The sequence below is a fragment of the Bradyrhizobium sp. SOJA106 genome, assembly GCF_059448745.1.
The window spans coordinates 1,353,205-1,370,287 of sequence record NZ_CM182549.1; the positions used below are offsets into that span (position 1 = coordinate 1,353,205).

16 protein-coding genes are annotated in these 17,083 nt (G+C 60.4%); all 16 read left to right on the top strand.

Annotated elements, in window-relative coordinates; genetic code table 11:
- Positions 1-3: 3 nt before the first annotated feature.
- A complete protein-coding gene (locus AC5V87_RS06280; protein ID WP_456840869.1) occupies positions 4-585 on the top strand; it encodes a HyaD/HybD family hydrogenase maturation endopeptidase in 582 nt (193 codons plus the stop codon).
- A gap of 15 nt (positions 586-600) precedes the next feature.
- Entirely contained in the window at positions 601-891 is a 291-nt protein-coding gene (locus tag AC5V87_RS06285; RefSeq protein WP_495370300.1) for a HypC/HybG/HupF family hydrogenase formation chaperone, read from the top strand.
- A gap of 596 nt (positions 892-1,487) precedes the next feature.
- Positions 1,488-2,351, top strand: coding sequence for a hydrogenase expression/formation protein (locus AC5V87_RS06290; protein WP_495370301.1), 864 nt, complete (start codon positions 1,488-1,490; stop codon positions 2,349-2,351).
- 88 nt (positions 2,352-2,439) lie between these two features.
- The gene (locus AC5V87_RS06295) at positions 2,440-3,531 is read left to right on the top strand and encodes a hypothetical protein (protein WP_495370302.1); all 1,092 of its coding nucleotides are present in this window, start codon (positions 2,440-2,442) and stop codon (positions 3,529-3,531) included.
- Positions 3,524-3,865, top strand: a complete 342-nt coding sequence (gene hypA / locus AC5V87_RS06300; RefSeq protein WP_456840865.1) for a hydrogenase maturation nickel metallochaperone HypA — start codon at positions 3,524-3,526, stop codon at positions 3,863-3,865. Before AC5V87_RS06295 ends, hypA begins: the two co-directional genes overlap by 8 nt.
- Positions 3,865-4,821 (top strand): hydrogenase nickel incorporation protein HypB, encoded by a 957-nt coding sequence (gene hypB, locus AC5V87_RS06305; protein ID WP_495370303.1) that lies wholly within the window; start codon positions 3,865-3,867, stop codon positions 4,819-4,821. The genes hypA and hypB overlap by 1 nt, the downstream gene beginning before the upstream one ends.
- Positions 4,818-7,073 carry a carbamoyltransferase HypF gene (hypF, locus tag AC5V87_RS06310; protein ID WP_495370304.1) on the top strand — a complete coding sequence of 752 codons (2,256 nt, stop codon included), beginning with the start codon at positions 4,818-4,820 and terminating at the stop codon, positions 7,071-7,073. The genes hypB and hypF overlap by 4 nt, the downstream gene beginning before the upstream one ends.
- A gap of 49 nt (positions 7,074-7,122) precedes the next feature.
- Complete coding sequence (locus AC5V87_RS06315; protein WP_495370305.1) at positions 7,123-7,308, top strand: HypC/HybG/HupF family hydrogenase formation chaperone; 186 nt, start codon at positions 7,123-7,125, stop codon at positions 7,306-7,308.
- Complete coding sequence (gene hypD, locus AC5V87_RS06320; protein ID WP_495370306.1) at positions 7,305-8,447, top strand: hydrogenase formation protein HypD; 1,143 nt, start codon at positions 7,305-7,307, stop codon at positions 8,445-8,447. Before AC5V87_RS06315 ends, hypD begins: the two co-directional genes overlap by 4 nt.
- Positions 8,444-9,490: a hydrogenase expression/formation protein HypE gene (gene hypE, locus AC5V87_RS06325; RefSeq protein ID WP_495370307.1), complete on the top strand. Its 1,047-nt coding sequence runs from the start codon at positions 8,444-8,446 to the stop codon at positions 9,488-9,490. Before hypD ends, hypE begins: the two co-directional genes overlap by 4 nt.
- A gap of 377 nt (positions 9,491-9,867) precedes the next feature.
- Complete coding sequence (gene ald / locus AC5V87_RS06330) at positions 9,868-10,980, top strand: alanine dehydrogenase (protein WP_456840859.1); 1,113 nt, start codon at positions 9,868-9,870, stop codon at positions 10,978-10,980.
- A 746-nt stretch (positions 10,981-11,726) separates the two neighbouring features.
- Positions 11,727-11,921, top strand: coding sequence for a 4Fe-4S binding protein (locus AC5V87_RS06335; RefSeq protein WP_456840858.1), 195 nt, complete (start codon positions 11,727-11,729; stop codon positions 11,919-11,921).
- 194 nt (positions 11,922-12,115) lie between these two features.
- The gene (sufB, locus tag AC5V87_RS06340) at positions 12,116-13,612 is read left to right on the top strand and encodes a Fe-S cluster assembly protein SufB (protein WP_495370308.1); all 1,497 of its coding nucleotides are present in this window, start codon (positions 12,116-12,118) and stop codon (positions 13,610-13,612) included.
- Positions 13,613-13,675: 63 nt separating this feature from the next.
- Positions 13,676-14,428 (top strand): Fe-S cluster assembly ATPase SufC, encoded by a 753-nt coding sequence (gene sufC, locus AC5V87_RS06345; RefSeq protein WP_495370309.1) that lies wholly within the window; start codon positions 13,676-13,678, stop codon positions 14,426-14,428.
- A 17-nt stretch (positions 14,429-14,445) separates the two neighbouring features.
- A complete protein-coding gene (gene sufD / locus AC5V87_RS06350) occupies positions 14,446-15,768 on the top strand; it encodes a Fe-S cluster assembly protein SufD (RefSeq protein WP_495370310.1) in 1,323 nt (440 codons plus the stop codon).
- The gene (locus AC5V87_RS06355; RefSeq protein WP_456840854.1) at positions 15,765-17,012 is read left to right on the top strand and encodes a cysteine desulfurase; all 1,248 of its coding nucleotides are present in this window, start codon (positions 15,765-15,767) and stop codon (positions 17,010-17,012) included. The genes sufD and AC5V87_RS06355 overlap by 4 nt, the downstream gene beginning before the upstream one ends.
- The last annotated feature ends 71 nt before the right edge of the window (positions 17,013-17,083 follow it).

Sequence of the window (17,083 nt, forward strand, 5' to 3'; positions counted from 1 at the left end):
CGGATGCATCCGGAAAACAAGAAAAGGATCCTGGTGCTCGGCATCGGCAATATCCTGTGGGCGGATGAGGGATTCGGCGTACGGGTGGTCGAGGAGTTTCACCGGCACTACGCGATCGATGACAACGTAACCGTCCTCGATGGCGGCACACAGGGACTCTACCTCATCAGTTTTCTGGAGCAGGCCGATTGCCTGATCGTGTTTGATGCCATCGACTATGGATTGCTGCCCGGGCAGTTGAGGCTGGTGCGAAATGACGAAGTGCCAAAATTTACGGCCGCCAAGAAGGTGAGCCTGCATCAGACCGGCTTTCAGGAGGTCTTGAGTGCGGCCGACCTGCTTGGCCGTCGCCCGCGAGAGCTCGCTCTCATTGGCTGTCAGCCGATGAACCTGGAGCATTGGGGCGGTCCGCTGACCGCCCCGGTACGCGTCCAGATTGCACCTGCGATTAAACTGGCTTGCAAACTCCTGGCGCAGTGGGACTCGCCGGCAAAGCCGCGGACCGCGCCGCTGCCTGCATCAGAAGGGCTGTTGGCGAACAATATCGACCGTGCAAGCTATGAGATGGGGGCGCAGCCGATCTAGCGGCCGCGACCGACCATGTGTCTTGGCTTGCCAATGACGATTGTCGAGACCGACGGCATCATGGCGCTTTGCAAGTATGGCAATGAACAGCGGCGCGTCTCGGTCATGCTGCTCTCCGACGCCTCGGCCGGCGCCAAGGTGCTCGTTCATATCGATACCGCGGTGCGGCTTTTGGACGAAAATGAAGCAAGGCTGATCTCGGAAGCACTTGAAGGGCTCGAGGCCACCCTCAACGGCCAGGACTGCGATCGCTTCTTTGCGGACTTGATCGGTCATGAGCCGCAATTGCCCGAGCACCTACGCTAGCAGTTCCGCTCGCCGGTTGCGCCGACCAAGCTTGCTCACAAATCGAATTCCAGTCGCACGTAACCTCGGCATGGAAAATGTCAGGGCTTCTGATTGGCACACGCCTTGCTATTACCCTCCTAGCAGAACCGAACAGTATCAGAAAGGCGTGTGATGAAGTTGCAGCCGGCACAGCATGGTCTGGCGCGGCCCGCTGCGTCCGACGTGGAGCGCGTCAGCGTCGATGCGCGCCTGGTCGCGCACGCTCCCGTGAGAGTGGCCGTGATGCCGCTGCCAGCGGCCGATCCCACATATCTGCTTCGGATCATCCAGGTCGCATTCTTACTTTCTGAGATGGTCAAGACGTTTCGGCGGCGCAGGCAAGGAGCAGTGCCTGCGCGCGCTGTAGGTGGCGAACTGGTTAAGTGGCTCGACCTGCGAGGCCCGCCGACGCCGATCCTCTGCCGACGGCACGATACACTCCGCCTGATCGGTAGGAGACCGGTCCGTTTCGTCGCGATCGATCGCATTTCGGTACCGAGGGTTCGGCCACACGCCGGCAGCGCTTGTGTCGGCAAGTGCATTGCCTCACGATGCAGCCAACGGAACATCGCGTTATGAAAACAGCGATCCGCGTTGTTTCCGACGTCGCCGTCGGGGCGGCGAATGACCTTGCCACAGGCGCTGGAAATCTCGATGTATTCTATAGCGGGTTGACGAGTGCGACTGCGCTCGCCAAGCGCGCTTGGCGCGACGGCGACGAGCTTGCAGGAACCTATCCGAATGCCACCGCGCTATTATCGAATGCCGCTGCTGCCGTTGGCAGCCAGAGAAGCGGCGGTCGGACACAACTGTACGGGCTCGCGCATCTCAGCGATCCCGAGCGCAAGCTGATAAGCGAAGTGCTCGGAGCGGGTGAGGTCGCCGGCGTGGTTGCGCTGCCGGATGGCTCTTTGGCGCATATCCGTGAGTCCGTGCTTGCAGGAATTTGGCGCGTGCGCATCGGAAGCGAGCCGGCGCGCGAATATCTTGAGGTCGGAGCGATCCCGCAGATTGTCCGGCGCGCCGCAACTGACCTGACGTCCGCGGACCTTGCGATCGGCCCGGCGCCGGACGGCGCGATGAACGTGCGACCGGTGCTCGCTGAAATACGCGAGCGGGCCCGCGTCTGGCGCGTTGGAATGCGCGCGCATGTCATCAATCTCACCTTGCTGCCGATGAGCGTTATCGACCTGGCATTCCTGCAGCAAAGCCTGGGCAATGGTCCGGTCCAACTCATCTTCCGCGGCTACAGCACGTGCCGAGTGCAGGCGACCGGGATCAGGAACGTCTGGTCCGTGCAGTTCTTCAATTCTATGGACAATATCATCCTTGATACGCTGGAGGTCGGCGGCGTGCCGATGGTTGCGTTGGCTGCCGACGAGGATTTCCGGGACTCTGCCGAGCGCATGCAGGAAATTATTGCGGCGTACTTCACATGAAGAGCTTGGAGAACGTTCGCCGTCCGGTGGGATCCCGCAGTCAGCGACCGCCGGCATACGTGGCGCAGGAGTTGGTGGAGCGGTGCGCATGAGCCTCGCTGCCAGCAACAAAATCGATATCACCGTATCGCTAGCTGCCGACGTAGTCGCCGCGATCGAGATCCTGCCGCGAGTCCGGCCGCCGCTGGCACGGCTGTTCGCTGGGAAACAAGCCTCGTCGCTGCTCAAGCTGCTGCCGCGGCTCTTCGCATTGTGTGCCGCTACACAGCAAATTGCACTGCTGTCCGCGGTCGAGATGGCGCGCGACGAAGTGATCACCCGCACAACAAAGCAGCGCCGTATTGCGCTTATCGTTATTGAGCGCGTTGCGGATTTGCTACGCGGCCTGCTTGTCGGACATCTTGCGCAAGACATCGCGGGCGCGGCGGCAATCCGCTCCCTGGTGCGGGGAATGTCAGCGCTTCTCGGCAGCGCACACTCACCCTCGGGCTCTGCCCAACGCGAAGCAACAGCGCGGATCGTGGGTGCGCTGAACGCGCTCGGTATGTCGGATGAGGGGCGCGCGGTGAGGTCCGGTAGCCCATTGGCGCTTCGCATTGCGGCGCTTGATGAGGTCGGCCTCAAGCCAATTCCGGCGGAGCACTCGTTCCTGTCCGTTGCTGACGACCTCAACATCGTTAAACGGCTGCTCGTGGATGGCCCGACATTTTGCTATCGTCCAGATCTTGACGGACATGTGCCTGAGACGGGTCCATGGGCGCGCCAAATGACGCGTGATCGGCTCCCGCCGAGCCCCTCCCCGGCCGAGCGGCTGGGTGCCAGAATTGCTGAAACCCTCCGGTTATGTGCCTGGCTCAAGACCGGTGCTCAGATTGACTCGGCAGAGCATGGGATTATCGAAAGATACAAGTTGGGGCCCCGCCGTGCGGCGGCCGCGGTCGAATGCGCCAGGGGGCGTCTCTACCACGGGGTTGAGCTCGATCCTCAGGGCCGGATATCCCGCTTCGAATTCCTTGCGCCGACGGAGTGGAATTTCCACCCGTGCGGACCGCTTGTCCGCAGCCTGCAGGGAGCGGTGCTGACGGTTGGACGACGTCGGGATGCAGTCGATGCGGTAATTGCATCGCTCGATCCGTGCGTCGGGTTCACTCTCAATTTTCGCGAAGTTGGCGATGCATGAAATGGCGATTTGTCTCGGCATCATTCAAATCGTCGAGGAGGAGGTACGTCACCGACCGTTCTCGCGGGTGCGGAGCGTCTGTCTAGAGATGGGAGCGTTGAGTCATGCCGCGCCTGAAGCGCTCAGGTTCTGCTTTGCTGTCGTTGCAACGCGGACGGTTGCCGAGGGTGCAGTCCTTAATATCGTCGAACTGCCTGGCCTTGCCTGGTGCATGAGCTGTTCGAACAGCGTCGAGATTGCGCGCCGCGGTGAGCGCTGTCCTTGTTGCGGCAGCTATCAGTTGCAGGTAACCGCGGGCGAACAGATGCGCGTGAAAGAGCTGGAGATCGATTGATGTGTACCGTTTGCGGCTGCACCGAAGGGACGCCGTCGACCAAACGCGCCAAGGCGCATGATGTGGAGCGCCATGAGGGATACGCTGCCCATGTGCCGGGCGATTGCGATTGCCATTGTGCCCGTCCGCATGGCGACCAAGGCCCGCAGCGTTCAAACCATGCTGGCGATAGTCATAGTCGCCATGCTCAGTCTGCCCATCACCAGGCTCATGGTGGGCAGGCGCTTCTGAGCGGCGCCGGGCCGGCTGGCTTGAAGGTCGCGGGCATGAGCAGAGAGCGGGTCATTCAGATCGAGCGCGATATTCTTAGCAAGAATAATGGGATTGCGGCGCACAACCGCGCGCTCTTTCTCGCTAATGACCTGCTTGTATTTAATCTTTTATCCAGTCCCGGTGCAGGTAAAACGACGCTACTCGTTCGCGCGGCGTCTGAGCTCAAGCGCAGCCGGCCGGTAGGGGTTATCGAGGGCGACCAGCAGACCTCGAACGATGCCGAACGCATCCGGGCCGCCGGCGTGCCAGCCATTCAAGTTAACACCGGCAAGGGCTGCCATCTCGACGCCGCCATGATTGGCGAGGTTTATCGCCGGTTGCCGCTGCTCACGGGTGGTATTCTCTTTATCGAGAACGTCGGTAATCTGATTTGTCCTGCAGCCTTCGATCTCGGCGAGGCTTGCAAGATCGTACTGCTATCCATTACCGAAGGTGAAGACAAGCCGCTCAAATATCCTGATACGTTTGCCGCTTCTTCGCTGATGGTGATCAACAAGATTGATCTGGCCCCGCTGCTTGAGTTCGATTTCCGCAAGACGATCGAATACGCAAGACGAGTCAATCCAAAGATCGAGGTGCTCCTAGTTTCGGCTCGTACGGGTGAGGGTCTTGGCGCGCTCTACGCCTGGATCGATAGACAGGCAGGGCATCAAAGGCGCCCCGTAGAGGATATAAGGCGATGAGCGCCGCAACCAACTGCGACCGAACGCGGCTGAGGGTGCGCGTGACTGGGGCCGTGCAAGGGGTCGGCTTTCGTCCTTACGTCTATAGACTCGCCATGCGCTACGGATTGGCGGGGTTTGTCATCAATGGCGCCGAGGGCGTTACGATCGAGATCGAGGGCAACCGTGCGTCGGAGTTTGTAGCAACATTGCCCCTCGAGGCGCCTCCATTGGCACGCATCGACAACATCTGCGTTCGGGAGACTTCCGCGCTTGCGGCAAAAGAGTTTTTTATCGGCATGAGCGAAGCCGGCAAATTGTCAACCCAGATCGTCGCTGATGCTGCTGCCTGCCAGCAATGCCTCAGCGAGCTGTTCGATCCAGAAAGCCGGTATTACCTTTACCCCTTCATCAGTTGCTGCCATTGCGGCCCACGCTACACCATCGCCGAACGCCTTCCGTACGACCGCCGCAACACCGTGATGCGGGCTTTTAGGCTGTGCGCCGCCTGCGCGGCCGAATATGCCGATCCGGCGAGCCGCAGGTTCCATGCGGAGGCGATCGCGTGTCCGGCATGCGGGCCTCGGCTCAGCCATGGGATCAGCGCCATTGTCGCGGCAATCGCGGGGGGACAAATCGTGGCGATCAAGGGGCTCGGAGGATACCAGCTTCTTTGCGATGCGCGTAACCAGGACGCCGTGCAGCGTTTGCGCAGGAGAAAGCAGCGCCTTCAGAAGCCGTTCGCGGTTATGGTCGATTCCATAGAGCGCGTCAGCACCATCGCGGAGGCGAACGCGCCCGAGCTTGCGCTGCTCCAATCCGTAGCGCGTCCCATCGTTCTTCTGTCTTCGCGCAACAATTTGGCGCCCGCCATAGCTCCTGGCTTATCGCGCGTGGGTGTCATGCTGCCTGTAGCGCCGCTGCATCACGTCATCCTTCATGCGCTTCGCTCGGCAGGAGCATGTGCGCGGACCGGCCCGGTTATCGTCGCCACCAGTGCCAACCTTTGCGGCGAACCGCTCCTGACTGACGACGCGCAGGCGCTGCGGCGGCTCAAGGGGATCTCCGACCTTATCGTGACCCATGATCGCGACATAGTGACCCGTGCTGATGACTCCGTGGTGTCGGTGGTGGCTGGCCGGCCGCAATTTATTCGTCGTGCCCGTGGCTATGTTCCCGAACCGATCAGGCTTGCGAAGTCTGTGCCGCCTGTGCTCGCCGTCGGCGGTGCACTGAAATCGACCGTCACGATCACGCGGGACAACGAAGCGTTCGTCTCCCAGCATATTGGCGATCTGGATACGGCCGAAGGCATCCGTGCGTTCGAGGAGACGATTCGACACCTCACATCGAGCCTTGATGTAGAGCCGGTCGCCATCGCCCATGATCTGCATCCTGATATGGCTTCTACCCGGTTTGCGGAAGCAAATGGCCGCGTGCTGGTCGCTGTCCAGCATCACCACGCACACGCTGCCGCAGTGATTGCCGAGCATGGCCATGCGGGACCAGTGCTTGCCCTGGTGCTCGATGGCCATGGCCTTGGCCCCGAAGGAGGTAACTGGGGTGGCGAGCTATTGTTGTGCGAAGGGACGGGGTTCCGACGCATCGGGCACTTAGCGCCCCTGCAAATGCCCGGTGGAGATCGTGCAGCCCGCGAGCCGTGGCGGATGGCCAGCGCAGTATTACACGGGCTCGGCCGGGGTAACGAAATCGGGCTGCGCTTTGCGGCGCGACGACAGGCCGGATCTGTGTCGGCCTTGCTCGATCAGCCGGGCGGGACCACCACGACCAGTGCGGGCCGGCTGTTCGACGCGGCAGCGGCGCTGCTGGGGATTGCGAGTTTGCAAACCTATGAGGGCGAAGCGGCGATGAAGCTCGAGGCGCTGGTGCGGCGGACTGCAATTCTCGAAGGCGGCTGGACGATCGATGGCGGCGTGCTGTCACTTCGTCCGCTGTTTGCGCGGTTGATTGGAGATGACACTGACGCGGTGGGCGGCGCCGGGCTGTTTCATGGCACCTTCGCCGCTGCCTGCGTTGACTGGGTCACGCGGTCTGCGCGAACAACGGGCGTTAATACCGTCGTTCTGAGCGGCGGCTGCTTCCTGAACGCGGCGCTGGCGGATGAAATCCCGCGCGGTTGCAGCGCTGCCGGCCTTACCCCGCTCGCGCCTCGGCGGGTGCCGCCCAATGATGGTGGTTTGAGCCTTGGCCAGGCCTGGATTGCCGCTCTGCAGATAGCTCAACAGTCGTCCGCCAGGGGAGGAACAGCCTGATATGTGCCTTTCGGTTCCGGCAAAGATTGCGAAAATTCTTCCCAACGACATGGCCATAGTGTCCATCGACGGCATCAGTCTGGAGATATCGATTGCTCTCCTCGACGAGCTCAAGCTCGGCGATTGCGTTCTTGTCCATGTCGGCTATGCGCTTGCCAAGATCGATCCGACGGAAGCCAAGCGCACGCTGGAGCTGCTGCAGGAGCTAGGCAGCGCAGGGGAACGCCGATCATGAAATATGCCGACGAATTTCGCGACAAGGCCGTCGCGCAGGGAATTGCGCGTGCGATTGGCGCCGAGGTCGGTTCGCAAAGAGCCTATCGCTTCATGGAGTTCTGCGGTGGACACACTCATGCGATCTCCCGCTACGCCCTGGAGGATCTGCTGCCCGCGAACGTCCGCATGATCCACGGGCCCGGTTGTCCCGTCTGCGTTCTGCCCGCGAGCCGAATCGATATGGCGATCCGGCTTGTTGACCGACCAGAGGTCACTCTGTGCGTCTACGGCGACCTGATGCGCGCGCCTGGGTCGCACGGACAGTCCCTATTGCGAGCTAAAGCGCTCGGCGCCGACATTCGGATAGTCTACTCGACGCTCGACGCTATCCGGCTCGCCGAACAGGCGCCGAGCCGCGAGGTGGTCTTCTTTGCCATCGGATTTGAGACCACGACGCCCCCAACGGCCGTGATGATCCGAATTGCCGAGAAGAAGCGGCTGAAGGGCCTCAGCGTGTTCTGTAATCACGTGCTTACACCCTCTGCGATGCACAGCATTCTCGAGAACCCCAAAATCCGCGACACCGGCGGGGTTGCAATTGACGGCTTCATCGGGCCTGCACATGTCAGCACCATTATTGGAACGCAGCCTTACGAGCCCCTGGCGGAACAATTTGGCAAGCCGATCGTGATCGCGGGATTTGAACCGCTCGATGTGTTGCAGGCGATCCTGATGCTGGTGCGACAGGTGAACGAAAATCGCTGCGAGGTGGAGAACCAGTACAGTCGCGCGGTGACGCGTGAAGGCAATCGGCGTGCCAAAGACGAGATATCGCAGATATTCGAACTGCGCGAGCAGTTTGAATGGCGTGGGCTCGGACTCGTACCCAACAGCGGACTGAAGCTGAAACCGGCTTACGCGCAATTCGACGCTGAGACGCGTTTTGCGATCCACGACCTGCATGTCGCAGACAATCCAGCCTGCGAGTGCTGCGCGATCCTGCGTGGCGCCAAGCGGCCAGTCGACTGTAAGCTGTTTGGAACCGTCTGCACGCCGGAAACACCCATAGGTTCCTGCATGGTATCGTCGGAAGGCGCTTGTGCTGCGTATTGGACCTATGGCCGAGTTCGCCATGAATCCTTGAGGCCGACGTCATGAGCGTAGAGGGCTATCAACGCAAGCTCGACGTCGAGAACGGACGCGTTGATCTTTCCCACGGATCCGGGGGCCGTGCCATGGCACAGCTGATCTCCGGCCTTTTTCACCAAGCCTTTGGTAATGAATGGCTCGCCCGTTCCAATGATCAGTCGGCGTTTGACGTCGCGGCAGGCAGGATGGTGATGACGACCGACGCCTATGTGGTCTCGCCGCTGTTCTTTCCCGGAGGCAATATCGGGTCATTGGCTGTGCACGGCACGATCAATGATGTCGCGATGTCCGGCGCGCGTCCCCTCTATCTGTCGGCCAGTTTTATCATCGAGGAGGGCTTCCCGTTTTCTGATCTGAAGGCGATCGCGGATTCCATGGGCGCTGCAGCGCGCAGGGCCGACGTTCACATCATTACCGGAGACACCAAGGTTGTTGAGCGCGGCAAGGCGGATGGTCTGTTCATCTCTACAACCGGGATCGGGATTGTGGCCGATGGGCTCGATCTCTCGGCCGACAAGGCAAGGGTCGGGGACCGTGTGCTGGTGTCCGGTAGCCTCGGCGATCATGGGGTGGCGATCATGTCAAAACGTCAGAACCTCGCTTTTCAAACCGAGGTCGTCTCGGATTCCGCAGCGTTGCATAACCTCGTAGCGCTCATGGTTGCCGCCGGCGGTAGCGGCATCCGGGTGATGCGCGACCCCACGCGGGGTGGGCTTGCCGCGACCCTCAACGAGATTGCGCATCAATCCAAGCTCGGGTTCCGTCTGCAGGAAGCATCTATTCCGGTGAAGCCGGCGGTTGGGGCTATCTGCGAACTCCTTGGACTCGATCCGATCCATGTCGCCAACGAAGGCAAGCTCGTTGCGATCGTCGAGCCTGATTTGGCCGATGCCGTGCTTGCAGCCATGAAGGCGCACCCGCTCGGGTCCGACGCAGCTGATATTGGCGAAGCGGTGGCTGACAACCGGAAATTTGTGCAGATGGCGACCGGTTTCGGCGGTCGACGAATCGTCGATTGGTTGTGGGGCGAACAATTGCCTCGGATCTGTTGACCAGCTGCGCATCGTCCAGAACCAAGTTTATGATCAACGGTCATGAGCCGTGACCCATCGCCATTAGCTTTGGAAACGATCCCTTCTATAGGCAATCTGCCCAACCGGCAGACTGCGACTTCGCTCTTTGGGCGTGCTGAATTTGAGTTGTTAGCTTTTCCACGAGACGAGAACGCAATTCGAAACGATTCACCGCGGTCGCGCAGTTTCGACGGTTGCTCAGCGAGCATGGTCACACGATCCGCTCGGCACCCGTGGGTTTGAAATCCTGCGAAGCTTGTCAAATATCGTTGAATTTCTGCGCCATTTTGACGGCGGCGTCGCAACATCGCTGCTCGCTTCCGATTAGAAAGGCGCTTCAGGCACGGAGTTTTCAAATGAAGGTCGGAGTCCCCAAGGAAATCAAGGCACACGAATATCGCGTGGGCCTTACCCCGGGAGCTGTCCGCGAATACGTGGCAGCGGGCCACCGCGTGATGATCGAGACCAATGCCGGCGCTGGCATTGGTGCAACCGATGACGATTACCGCATTGTTGGCGGAACGATTCTCACTTCCGCAGCTGAGGTATTCGCATCGAGCGAGATGATCGTAAAGGTTAAGGAACCTCAGCCGTCCGAGTGGTGTCAGCTGCGGGAAAATCAGATCCTGTTCACTTATCTGCATCTGGCCCCCGACCCGGATCAGGCCAAGGGTCTCCTGAAATCTGGATGCACTGCGATCGCCTACGAGACCGTAACTGATCCGCATGGCGGTCTTCCGCTGCTGGCGCCGATGAGCGAGGTCGCGGGTAGGCTCGCGATCGAAGCGGCGGGCAGCGCCCTGAAGCGGAGTGCAGGCGGACGAGGGCTGTTGATCGGTGGGGTGCCCGGTGTTCAGCCTGCCCGAATCGTGGTGATCGGAGGTGGCGTCGTTGGAACGCACGCGGCACGCATGGCGGTTGGTCTGGGCGCAGAGGTGACCATCATCGACCGTTCAATACTCCGGCTCCGCGAGTTGGACGAGCTATTCGAAGGACGCGCTCGCACCAGGTTTTCAACTATCGACTCTGTGGAGGAAGAGGTATTTGCGGCGGATGTGGTGATTGGCGCGGTGCTCGTTCCAGGTGCGAGCGCGCCGAAGCTGGTCCGCCGGAGCATGCTGAGCTCGATGCGCAAGAGGGCGGTGCTCGTGGACGTCGCTATCGATCAGGGCGGCTGCTTTGAGACATCGCACCCAACCACTCACGCTGATCCTACTTACGAAGTGGATGGCATCATTCATTATTGCGTGGCCAATATGCCCGGGGCCGTGCCGCTGACCTCGAGCCAGGCACTGAATAACGCGACGCTGCCGTTTGGTTTGGCTCTGGCCAACAAGGGCTTTTCCGCCGTGCTCGAAAATCCGCATTTGCGCGCAGGCCTCAACGTCCATCGGGGCCGGCTAACTTACGAAGCGGTGGCCAAAAGCCTCGGGCTGCCCTTCTCACCAATCGAACAGGCTGCGGCCTGATCCCAGAGGCCCTTAGGGGCATTTCCTCCCTGACTTAGGCCACCCTCCGGGGTGGCTTTTTTTTTCGGCTCCATCGATCTGCTGACCGGCGCCGGCATGCGTTTCGAACGTGGAGCGAAGCGGAGGATCGCTAGACGAACACCTCGCTTAAGTCGCCGCACGATGCGAGACAATGTACTTTCGGCCCATACAGCGCATATGAATGCAGTTTTTCCAAGTAATCCGAGCCAATTGAGAATGCGTCCGTGGGGGGCCGCGATAACCGGAGCGACTTTGTCTGGCTTGATCGGCCGCGATTCTGACTGTCTGCGGAGACGCCAACCGGGCCGGTGATGACTGCGCGGGTTATTTACCGTGGTGCGGTCGCCGGAGCCGCCGCTGTACCGCTGAGTGGAACCATCAAGATGCGGCTCGGGGTCGACCCGACACACCGGCGGAGAACTTTTTGAAGTCGCGCGGCGCATCCATCATTGCCGCGGCGCGGCGGCCTTAGCAAAGGATCGCAGATCGTTCCCTGAGTTTGGCGAACGCGGTTCACCTGATCGCTGACTGCCGTGAGATGGACCGTGCGCAAACCACGGCATCGAGCTCAAGCTACTGTCATGCGCGTTGTAGGATTTACGACACAGTGTCGAGGCGGCGAGTTGCGCTATCAAAAATAGCTCAGACAAAATCAAGTTAAACTGTCTGGCACAAGATTTGAAAGCAAGAAGCTGCCCGCAACTTTCGCTCATGGAATCGCAGTGATGGCCTACAAGATAATCGCATCCCAGTGCTCCGTCTGCGGTGCATGTGAGTTCGAATGTCCCAATGCCGCGATCAGCCTGAAGAACGATATATATGTGATCAATCCGACCCAGTGTACCCAATGTGAGGGCCACTTTGACGTGCCGCAATGCGCCGTCGTTTGCCCGGTGCCAGATACCTGCGTGCCGGCATAGGTGGAGTAGTCGATGAGAGGAGCTCCTGCGCGAAACATGATGAAGACGCTATCGACAGCGGCCGTCCGTCGGATTCGTCTTCTGATTCTCTCACTCGCTGGCCCCGAGTTGCCGGCGACTTGCGCGATCCGCTTGGATCGATTGCGGCGGAATCCCCGCCGGCGGGAGTTGTCGTTGCCCCAGTGGAGCGGGCAATGGTAGCTGTACAAGAGACGGTCGAGCGCGTCCGGCGCATCGACGTCGACGAGTATCGATATGGCTTTGAGACGCTGATCGAGTCCGACAAGGCTCCGAAGGGGCTGTCGGAAGAGATCGTAAAGTTCATCTCGCAGAAAAAGAATGAGCCCGCCTGGATGCTCCAGTGGCGGCTGGAAGCCTATCGGCGCTGGCTGACCATGACCGAGCCGACCTGGGCGCGCGTCGACTATCCCAAGATCGACTTCCAGAACATCTACTATTACGCGGCGCCGAAGCCGAAGAAGACGGTCTCATCGCTCGACGAGATCGATCCGGAGATCCTGAAAACCTACGACAAGCTCGGCATCCCGTTGCGCGAGGTCGCGGCGCTCGAGGGCGTTGAGTCGCCACCCGGCGGCGAGCAGACGCCGAACCGCAAGATCGCGGTCGACGCGGTGTTCGATTCGGTATCGGTTGCGACCACCTTCAAGGCGGAGCTGAAGAAGGCCGGCGTGATCTTCATGCCGATCTCGGAGGCGATCCGCGAGCATCCCGAGCTGGTTCAGAAATACCTGGGCTCGGTGGTTCCGACCTCCGACAATTTCTACGCGACGCTGAACTCGGCGGTGTTCTCCGATGGCTCGTTCGTCTACGTGCCGCCCGGCGTGCGCTGCCCGATGGAACTGTCGACCTATTTCCGCATCAACGAGCGCAACACCGGTCAGTTCGAGCGCACGCTGATCATTGCGGACAAGGGCTCCTACGTCTCCTATCTCGAGGGCTGCACCGCGCCGCAGCGCGACGAGAACCAGCTGCACGCGGCCGTGGTCGAGCTCGTCGCGCTCGACGACGCCGAAATCAAATATTCGACTGTGCAGAACTGGTATCCGGGCAATTCGGAAGGCAAGGGCGGCATCTACAACTTCGTCACCAAGCGTGGCGACTGCCGCGGCAACAATTCCAAGATCTCCTGGACCCAGGTCGAGACCGGTTCGGCGATCACCTGGAAATATCCGAGCTGCATCCTGCGTGGCGACAATTCCCGCGGCGAGTTCTACTCGATCGCGATCTCGAACGGCTTCCAGCAGGTCGATTCGGGCACCAAGATGATCCATCTCGGCAAGAACACGTCGAGCCGGATCATCTCCAAGGGCATCGCCGCCGGCAAATCGCAGAACACCTATCGTGGTCTCGTCACCGCGCACCGGAAAGCGACCGGCGCGCGCAACTTCACCGCCTGCGATTCCCTGCTGATCGGCGACAAATGTGGCGCGCACACCGTGCCGTATATCGAGGCCAAGAACTCCTCGGCGACGTTCGAGCACGAGGCGACGACCTCGAAGATCTCCGAGGACGTGCTGTTCTACTGCACCCAGCGCGGGCTTTCGCAGGAAGAAGCCGTCGGACTCGTCGTCAACGGCTTCGTCAAGCAAGTTCTGCAAAAGCTGCCGATGGAGTTCGCAGTGGAAGCGCAGAAGCTGATCTCGATCTCGCTCGACGGATCTGTCGGATAACCAAACCTCCCGCGAGCCCCTCGAATGCGGTTCGCCAGATGACATTTCAGGGATCAGATCAGAATGGCTCTACTCGAAATCCGAGATTTGCATGTTGGTGTCGAAGACCGCGAAGTTATTCGCGGCCTCGATCTTAACGTCAATGCGGGTGAGGTGCACGCGATCATGGGGCCGAACGGCTCCGGCAAGTCGACGCTCTCGCATGTTATCGCTGGCAAGCCCGGTTATGAGATCACCGGCGGACAAATCCTGTTCAGGGGCGAGAGCCTGTTGCGGATGGAGCCAAATGATCGCGCCGCCAAAGGCGTGTTCCTGGCATTCCAGTATCCGGTCGAGATTCCCGGCGTCACCACGATGAACTTCCTCCGGACCGCGCTGAATGCGCAGCGCAAGGCGCGGGACAAAGAGGAATTCTCCACCCCCGAATTTCTGAAAAGAGTCCGCGAGTTGGCCGGTTCGCTCAGCATTCGCCAGGACATGCTTAAGCGTGGCGTTAATGTCGGCTTCTCCGGCGGCGAGAAGAAGCGCAATGAAATTTTGCAGATGGCGTTGTTCGAGCCGAGTCTGTGCATCCTGGACGAGATCGATTCCGGCCTCGACATCGACGCGCTGCGTATCGTCGCCAGCGGCATCAATGCCTTGCGTTCGCCGGAACGAGCGATGATCGTGATCACGCACTATCGGCGGCTTCTCGACCATATCGTTCCGGACGTTGTGCACGTGATGTCTAAAGGGCGGATCGTGAAGAGCGGCGGCAAGGAACTCGCGCTGGAGCTCGAGGCTTGTGGCTACGGCCAATTCGAAGACGCGGCCTGACGGCTCTAGGAACTCCGATGAAGCAGGTTTTACCCAAAGCCGACCCCGAACGCGCAATTGGCAATGTTTTCGCTGCGGCGCGTGGACGGCTGCCTGGTGCAGGCCTTGTCCCCCAAATCCGGGCGAGCGCATTTGATGTCTACGAGCGTACCGGCCTTCCGCACCGGGGCATGGAGGACTGGAAATACACAGATCTGCGCGCCCTGATCGGCGAGGTGCTGCCACTCGCTCCGCGACCGGATGCGGAGGCGCTGGTGCGCGCAAAGGTGTCGGCCGAGCAAGTGTCTGCCGATCACGCGGTCAAACTGGTTTTGGTGGATGGCATCTTTGCGCCGGAGCTATCCGACCTCGGCAGGCTGGAAAATGAAGTTGTTGTGCGGTCGCTGCGAGATGTTCTGGAGAATTCGGTCCCTGGCGACATGGCAGGTCTGGTGCTGTCGACGACGAGCGATTCCGCTATCTCGCTCAACGCCGCAATGGCGACGGATGGCCTGGTGATTACGGTCGCCGACGGCAACGCGGTGAATCGTCCAATTCAAGTCGTTCACGTCGCAACCGGCGTGTCGGTGTCCACCTTTACACGCTCGTATCTACAGCTTGGTCGCGGAGCACGTGCGGCCATCGTGGAAAGTTTCGTCTCGGCTGAACGCGCGAGCGGCTATCAAGCCAACGATGCGATCATCGCGCTGGTTGGTAACGAGGCGAGCCTTTCGTATATCCGCGTCGCAGCCGCTGCCCCTGACGCCGTGAATATCTCGTCGGCGATCATCGCAATCGGCTCCAGGGCTAAGCTCGACCTCTTCAGCATGACCTGCAGTGGCTCCATCAGCCGCTATCAGGGATTCATCTCGCTGGCTGGCGAGGGAACCAAGGTCTCGGCGAATGGAGTTAATCTCATCAGGGGCGAGCTTCACGCCGACACAACGATGGTGGTCGACCATGCCGTGCCACATTGCACCAGTCGGGCGAAGTTCCGCGCGGTCATCGACGATCGCGGCCGGTCGGTATTTCAGGGCCGAATTGTCGTTCGTCCTGCCGCCCGGAAGACGGACGCCACCCTGACAACGCGAGCGTTGCTCTTATCCGACCAGGCCGAGGCCGACAGTAAGCCGGAACTTGAAATCTTGGCTGACGACGTGACCTGCGGGCACGGCGCGACATCGGGTGCCCTGGACAACAGTCTTGTATTCTACCTGCGCGCTCGAGGGCTATCCGAGAAGGGCGCGAAGTTGTTGCTGATTAAAGCGTTCCTTGGCGAGTCGATTGAGGAGATCACTTCCGAGAATTTGCGCGATTTCGTGACAACTCAAGCTGAACACTGGCTGCAGGCGGGGCGATGAGCGCACATCCCGCCGTGAGCAACGGCAGTTACGACGTCAACCGTGTCCGTACGGACTTTCCTGCGCTCGCCATGACGGTGTATGGCAAGCCGCTTGTTTACCTCGATAACGCTGCATCCGCGCAAAAGCCCCACGCGGTGCTTGACCGTATGATGCAGGTGTACTCCAGCGAATACGCCAACGTTCATCGCGGTTTGCACTACCTCGCTAACGCGGCGACCGAGGCGTATGAAGGCGCCCGTACCAAGGTGGCGCAGTTTGTGAACGCGCGTACAAACGAAGAGGTCATCTTCACTCGGAGCGCCACGGAGGCGATCAATCTGGTCGCCCAGACGTTTGGCCGTGAACGCATTAATGCGGGTGATGAGATCGTTCTCTCGATTATGGAACACCACTCGAACATTGTGCCATGGCACCTTCTCAGGGAACGACTCGGTGCAGTGATCAAATGGGCGCCAGTGGATGATGACGGAAACTTCTTGCTCGATGATTTTGAGCGACTGCTGACCCCGCGCACCAAGATGGTTGCAATCACACAAATGTCGAACGTGCTCGGCACGGTATTGCCGGTGAAAGACGTGGTGAGGATCGCGCATGCTCGTGGTATCCCGGTGCTGGTCGACGGCTCGCAAGCTTGCGTGCATCTGAGCGCCGACGTCTGCGACATTGATTGCGATTTCTACGTCATGACGGGCCACAAGCTCTATGGTCCGACCGGGATCGGCGTGCTGTACGGCAAGGCTGAGCATCTGGGATCGATGCCGCCCTTCAACGGTGGCGGGGAGATGATCCGCGAGGTCTCGCGTTCCTGCGTCATTTATGGTGATCCGCCACATCGGTTCGAAGCGGGTACGCCGCCGATCGTCGAAGCCATCGGTTTAGGGGCGGCCATCGATTACATCAATTCAATAGGCAAGGTTCAGATCCGCAGGCACGAGAGCGTACTGCTCGATTACGCGCAGGAGAGGCTGGCGGGGATCAATTTCATGCGCATGATCGGGAGCCCGGCGGACAAGGGACCGATCATTTCCTTTGATATGAAGGGGGCGCATGCGCACGATATTGCCACCGTCATCGACCGCGCCGGTGTGGCGGTGCGGGCGGGGACCCATTGTGCGATGCCGCTGCTCAAGCGCTTCGGCGTGCTGGCAACGTGCCGTGCGTCCCTCGGACTTTACAATACACGTCAAGAGATCGATGTGCTCGTGCGTGCGCTTATCAAGGCGCGGCAGCTGTTCTCATGATTTGGCGAGCCTACGATGTTCAGGTGGCAAGGCAGCTCGCATTGAGGTCTGGAGGATGAGGTCATGCACCT

Bases quoted from the DNA above. Each gene is read 5' to 3' on its own strand.
- AC5V87_RS06280 (WP_456840869.1), top strand. From the start codon at position 4: ATGCATCCGGAAAACAAGAAAAGGATCCTGGTGCTCGGCATCGGCAAT.
- AC5V87_RS06285 (WP_495370300.1), top strand. From the start codon at position 601: ATGTGTCTTGGCTTGCCAATGACGATTGTCGAGACCGACGGCATCATG.
- AC5V87_RS06290 (WP_495370301.1), top strand. From the start codon at position 1,488: ATGAAAACAGCGATCCGCGTTGTTTCCGACGTCGCCGTCGGGGCGGCG.
- AC5V87_RS06295 (WP_495370302.1), top strand. From the start codon at position 2,440: ATGAGCCTCGCTGCCAGCAACAAAATCGATATCACCGTATCGCTAGCT.
- hypA (WP_456840865.1), top strand. From the start codon at position 3,524: ATGCATGAAATGGCGATTTGTCTCGGCATCATTCAAATCGTCGAGGAG.
- hypB (WP_495370303.1), top strand. From the start codon at position 3,865: ATGTGTACCGTTTGCGGCTGCACCGAAGGGACGCCGTCGACCAAACGC.
- hypF (WP_495370304.1), top strand. From the start codon at position 4,818: ATGAGCGCCGCAACCAACTGCGACCGAACGCGGCTGAGGGTGCGCGTG.
- AC5V87_RS06315 (WP_495370305.1), top strand. From the start codon at position 7,123: ATGGCCATAGTGTCCATCGACGGCATCAGTCTGGAGATATCGATTGCT.
- hypD (WP_495370306.1), top strand. From the start codon at position 7,305: ATGAAATATGCCGACGAATTTCGCGACAAGGCCGTCGCGCAGGGAATT.
- hypE (WP_495370307.1), top strand. From the start codon at position 8,444: ATGAGCGTAGAGGGCTATCAACGCAAGCTCGACGTCGAGAACGGACGC.
- ald (WP_456840859.1), top strand. From the start codon at position 9,868: ATGAAGGTCGGAGTCCCCAAGGAAATCAAGGCACACGAATATCGCGTG.
- AC5V87_RS06335 (WP_456840858.1), top strand. From the start codon at position 11,727: ATGGCCTACAAGATAATCGCATCCCAGTGCTCCGTCTGCGGTGCATGT.
- sufB (WP_495370308.1), top strand. From the start codon at position 12,116: ATGGTAGCTGTACAAGAGACGGTCGAGCGCGTCCGGCGCATCGACGTC.
- sufC (WP_495370309.1), top strand. From the start codon at position 13,676: ATGGCTCTACTCGAAATCCGAGATTTGCATGTTGGTGTCGAAGACCGC.
- sufD (WP_495370310.1), top strand. From the start codon at position 14,446: ATGAAGCAGGTTTTACCCAAAGCCGACCCCGAACGCGCAATTGGCAAT.
- AC5V87_RS06355 (WP_456840854.1), top strand. From the start codon at position 15,765: ATGAGCGCACATCCCGCCGTGAGCAACGGCAGTTACGACGTCAACCGT.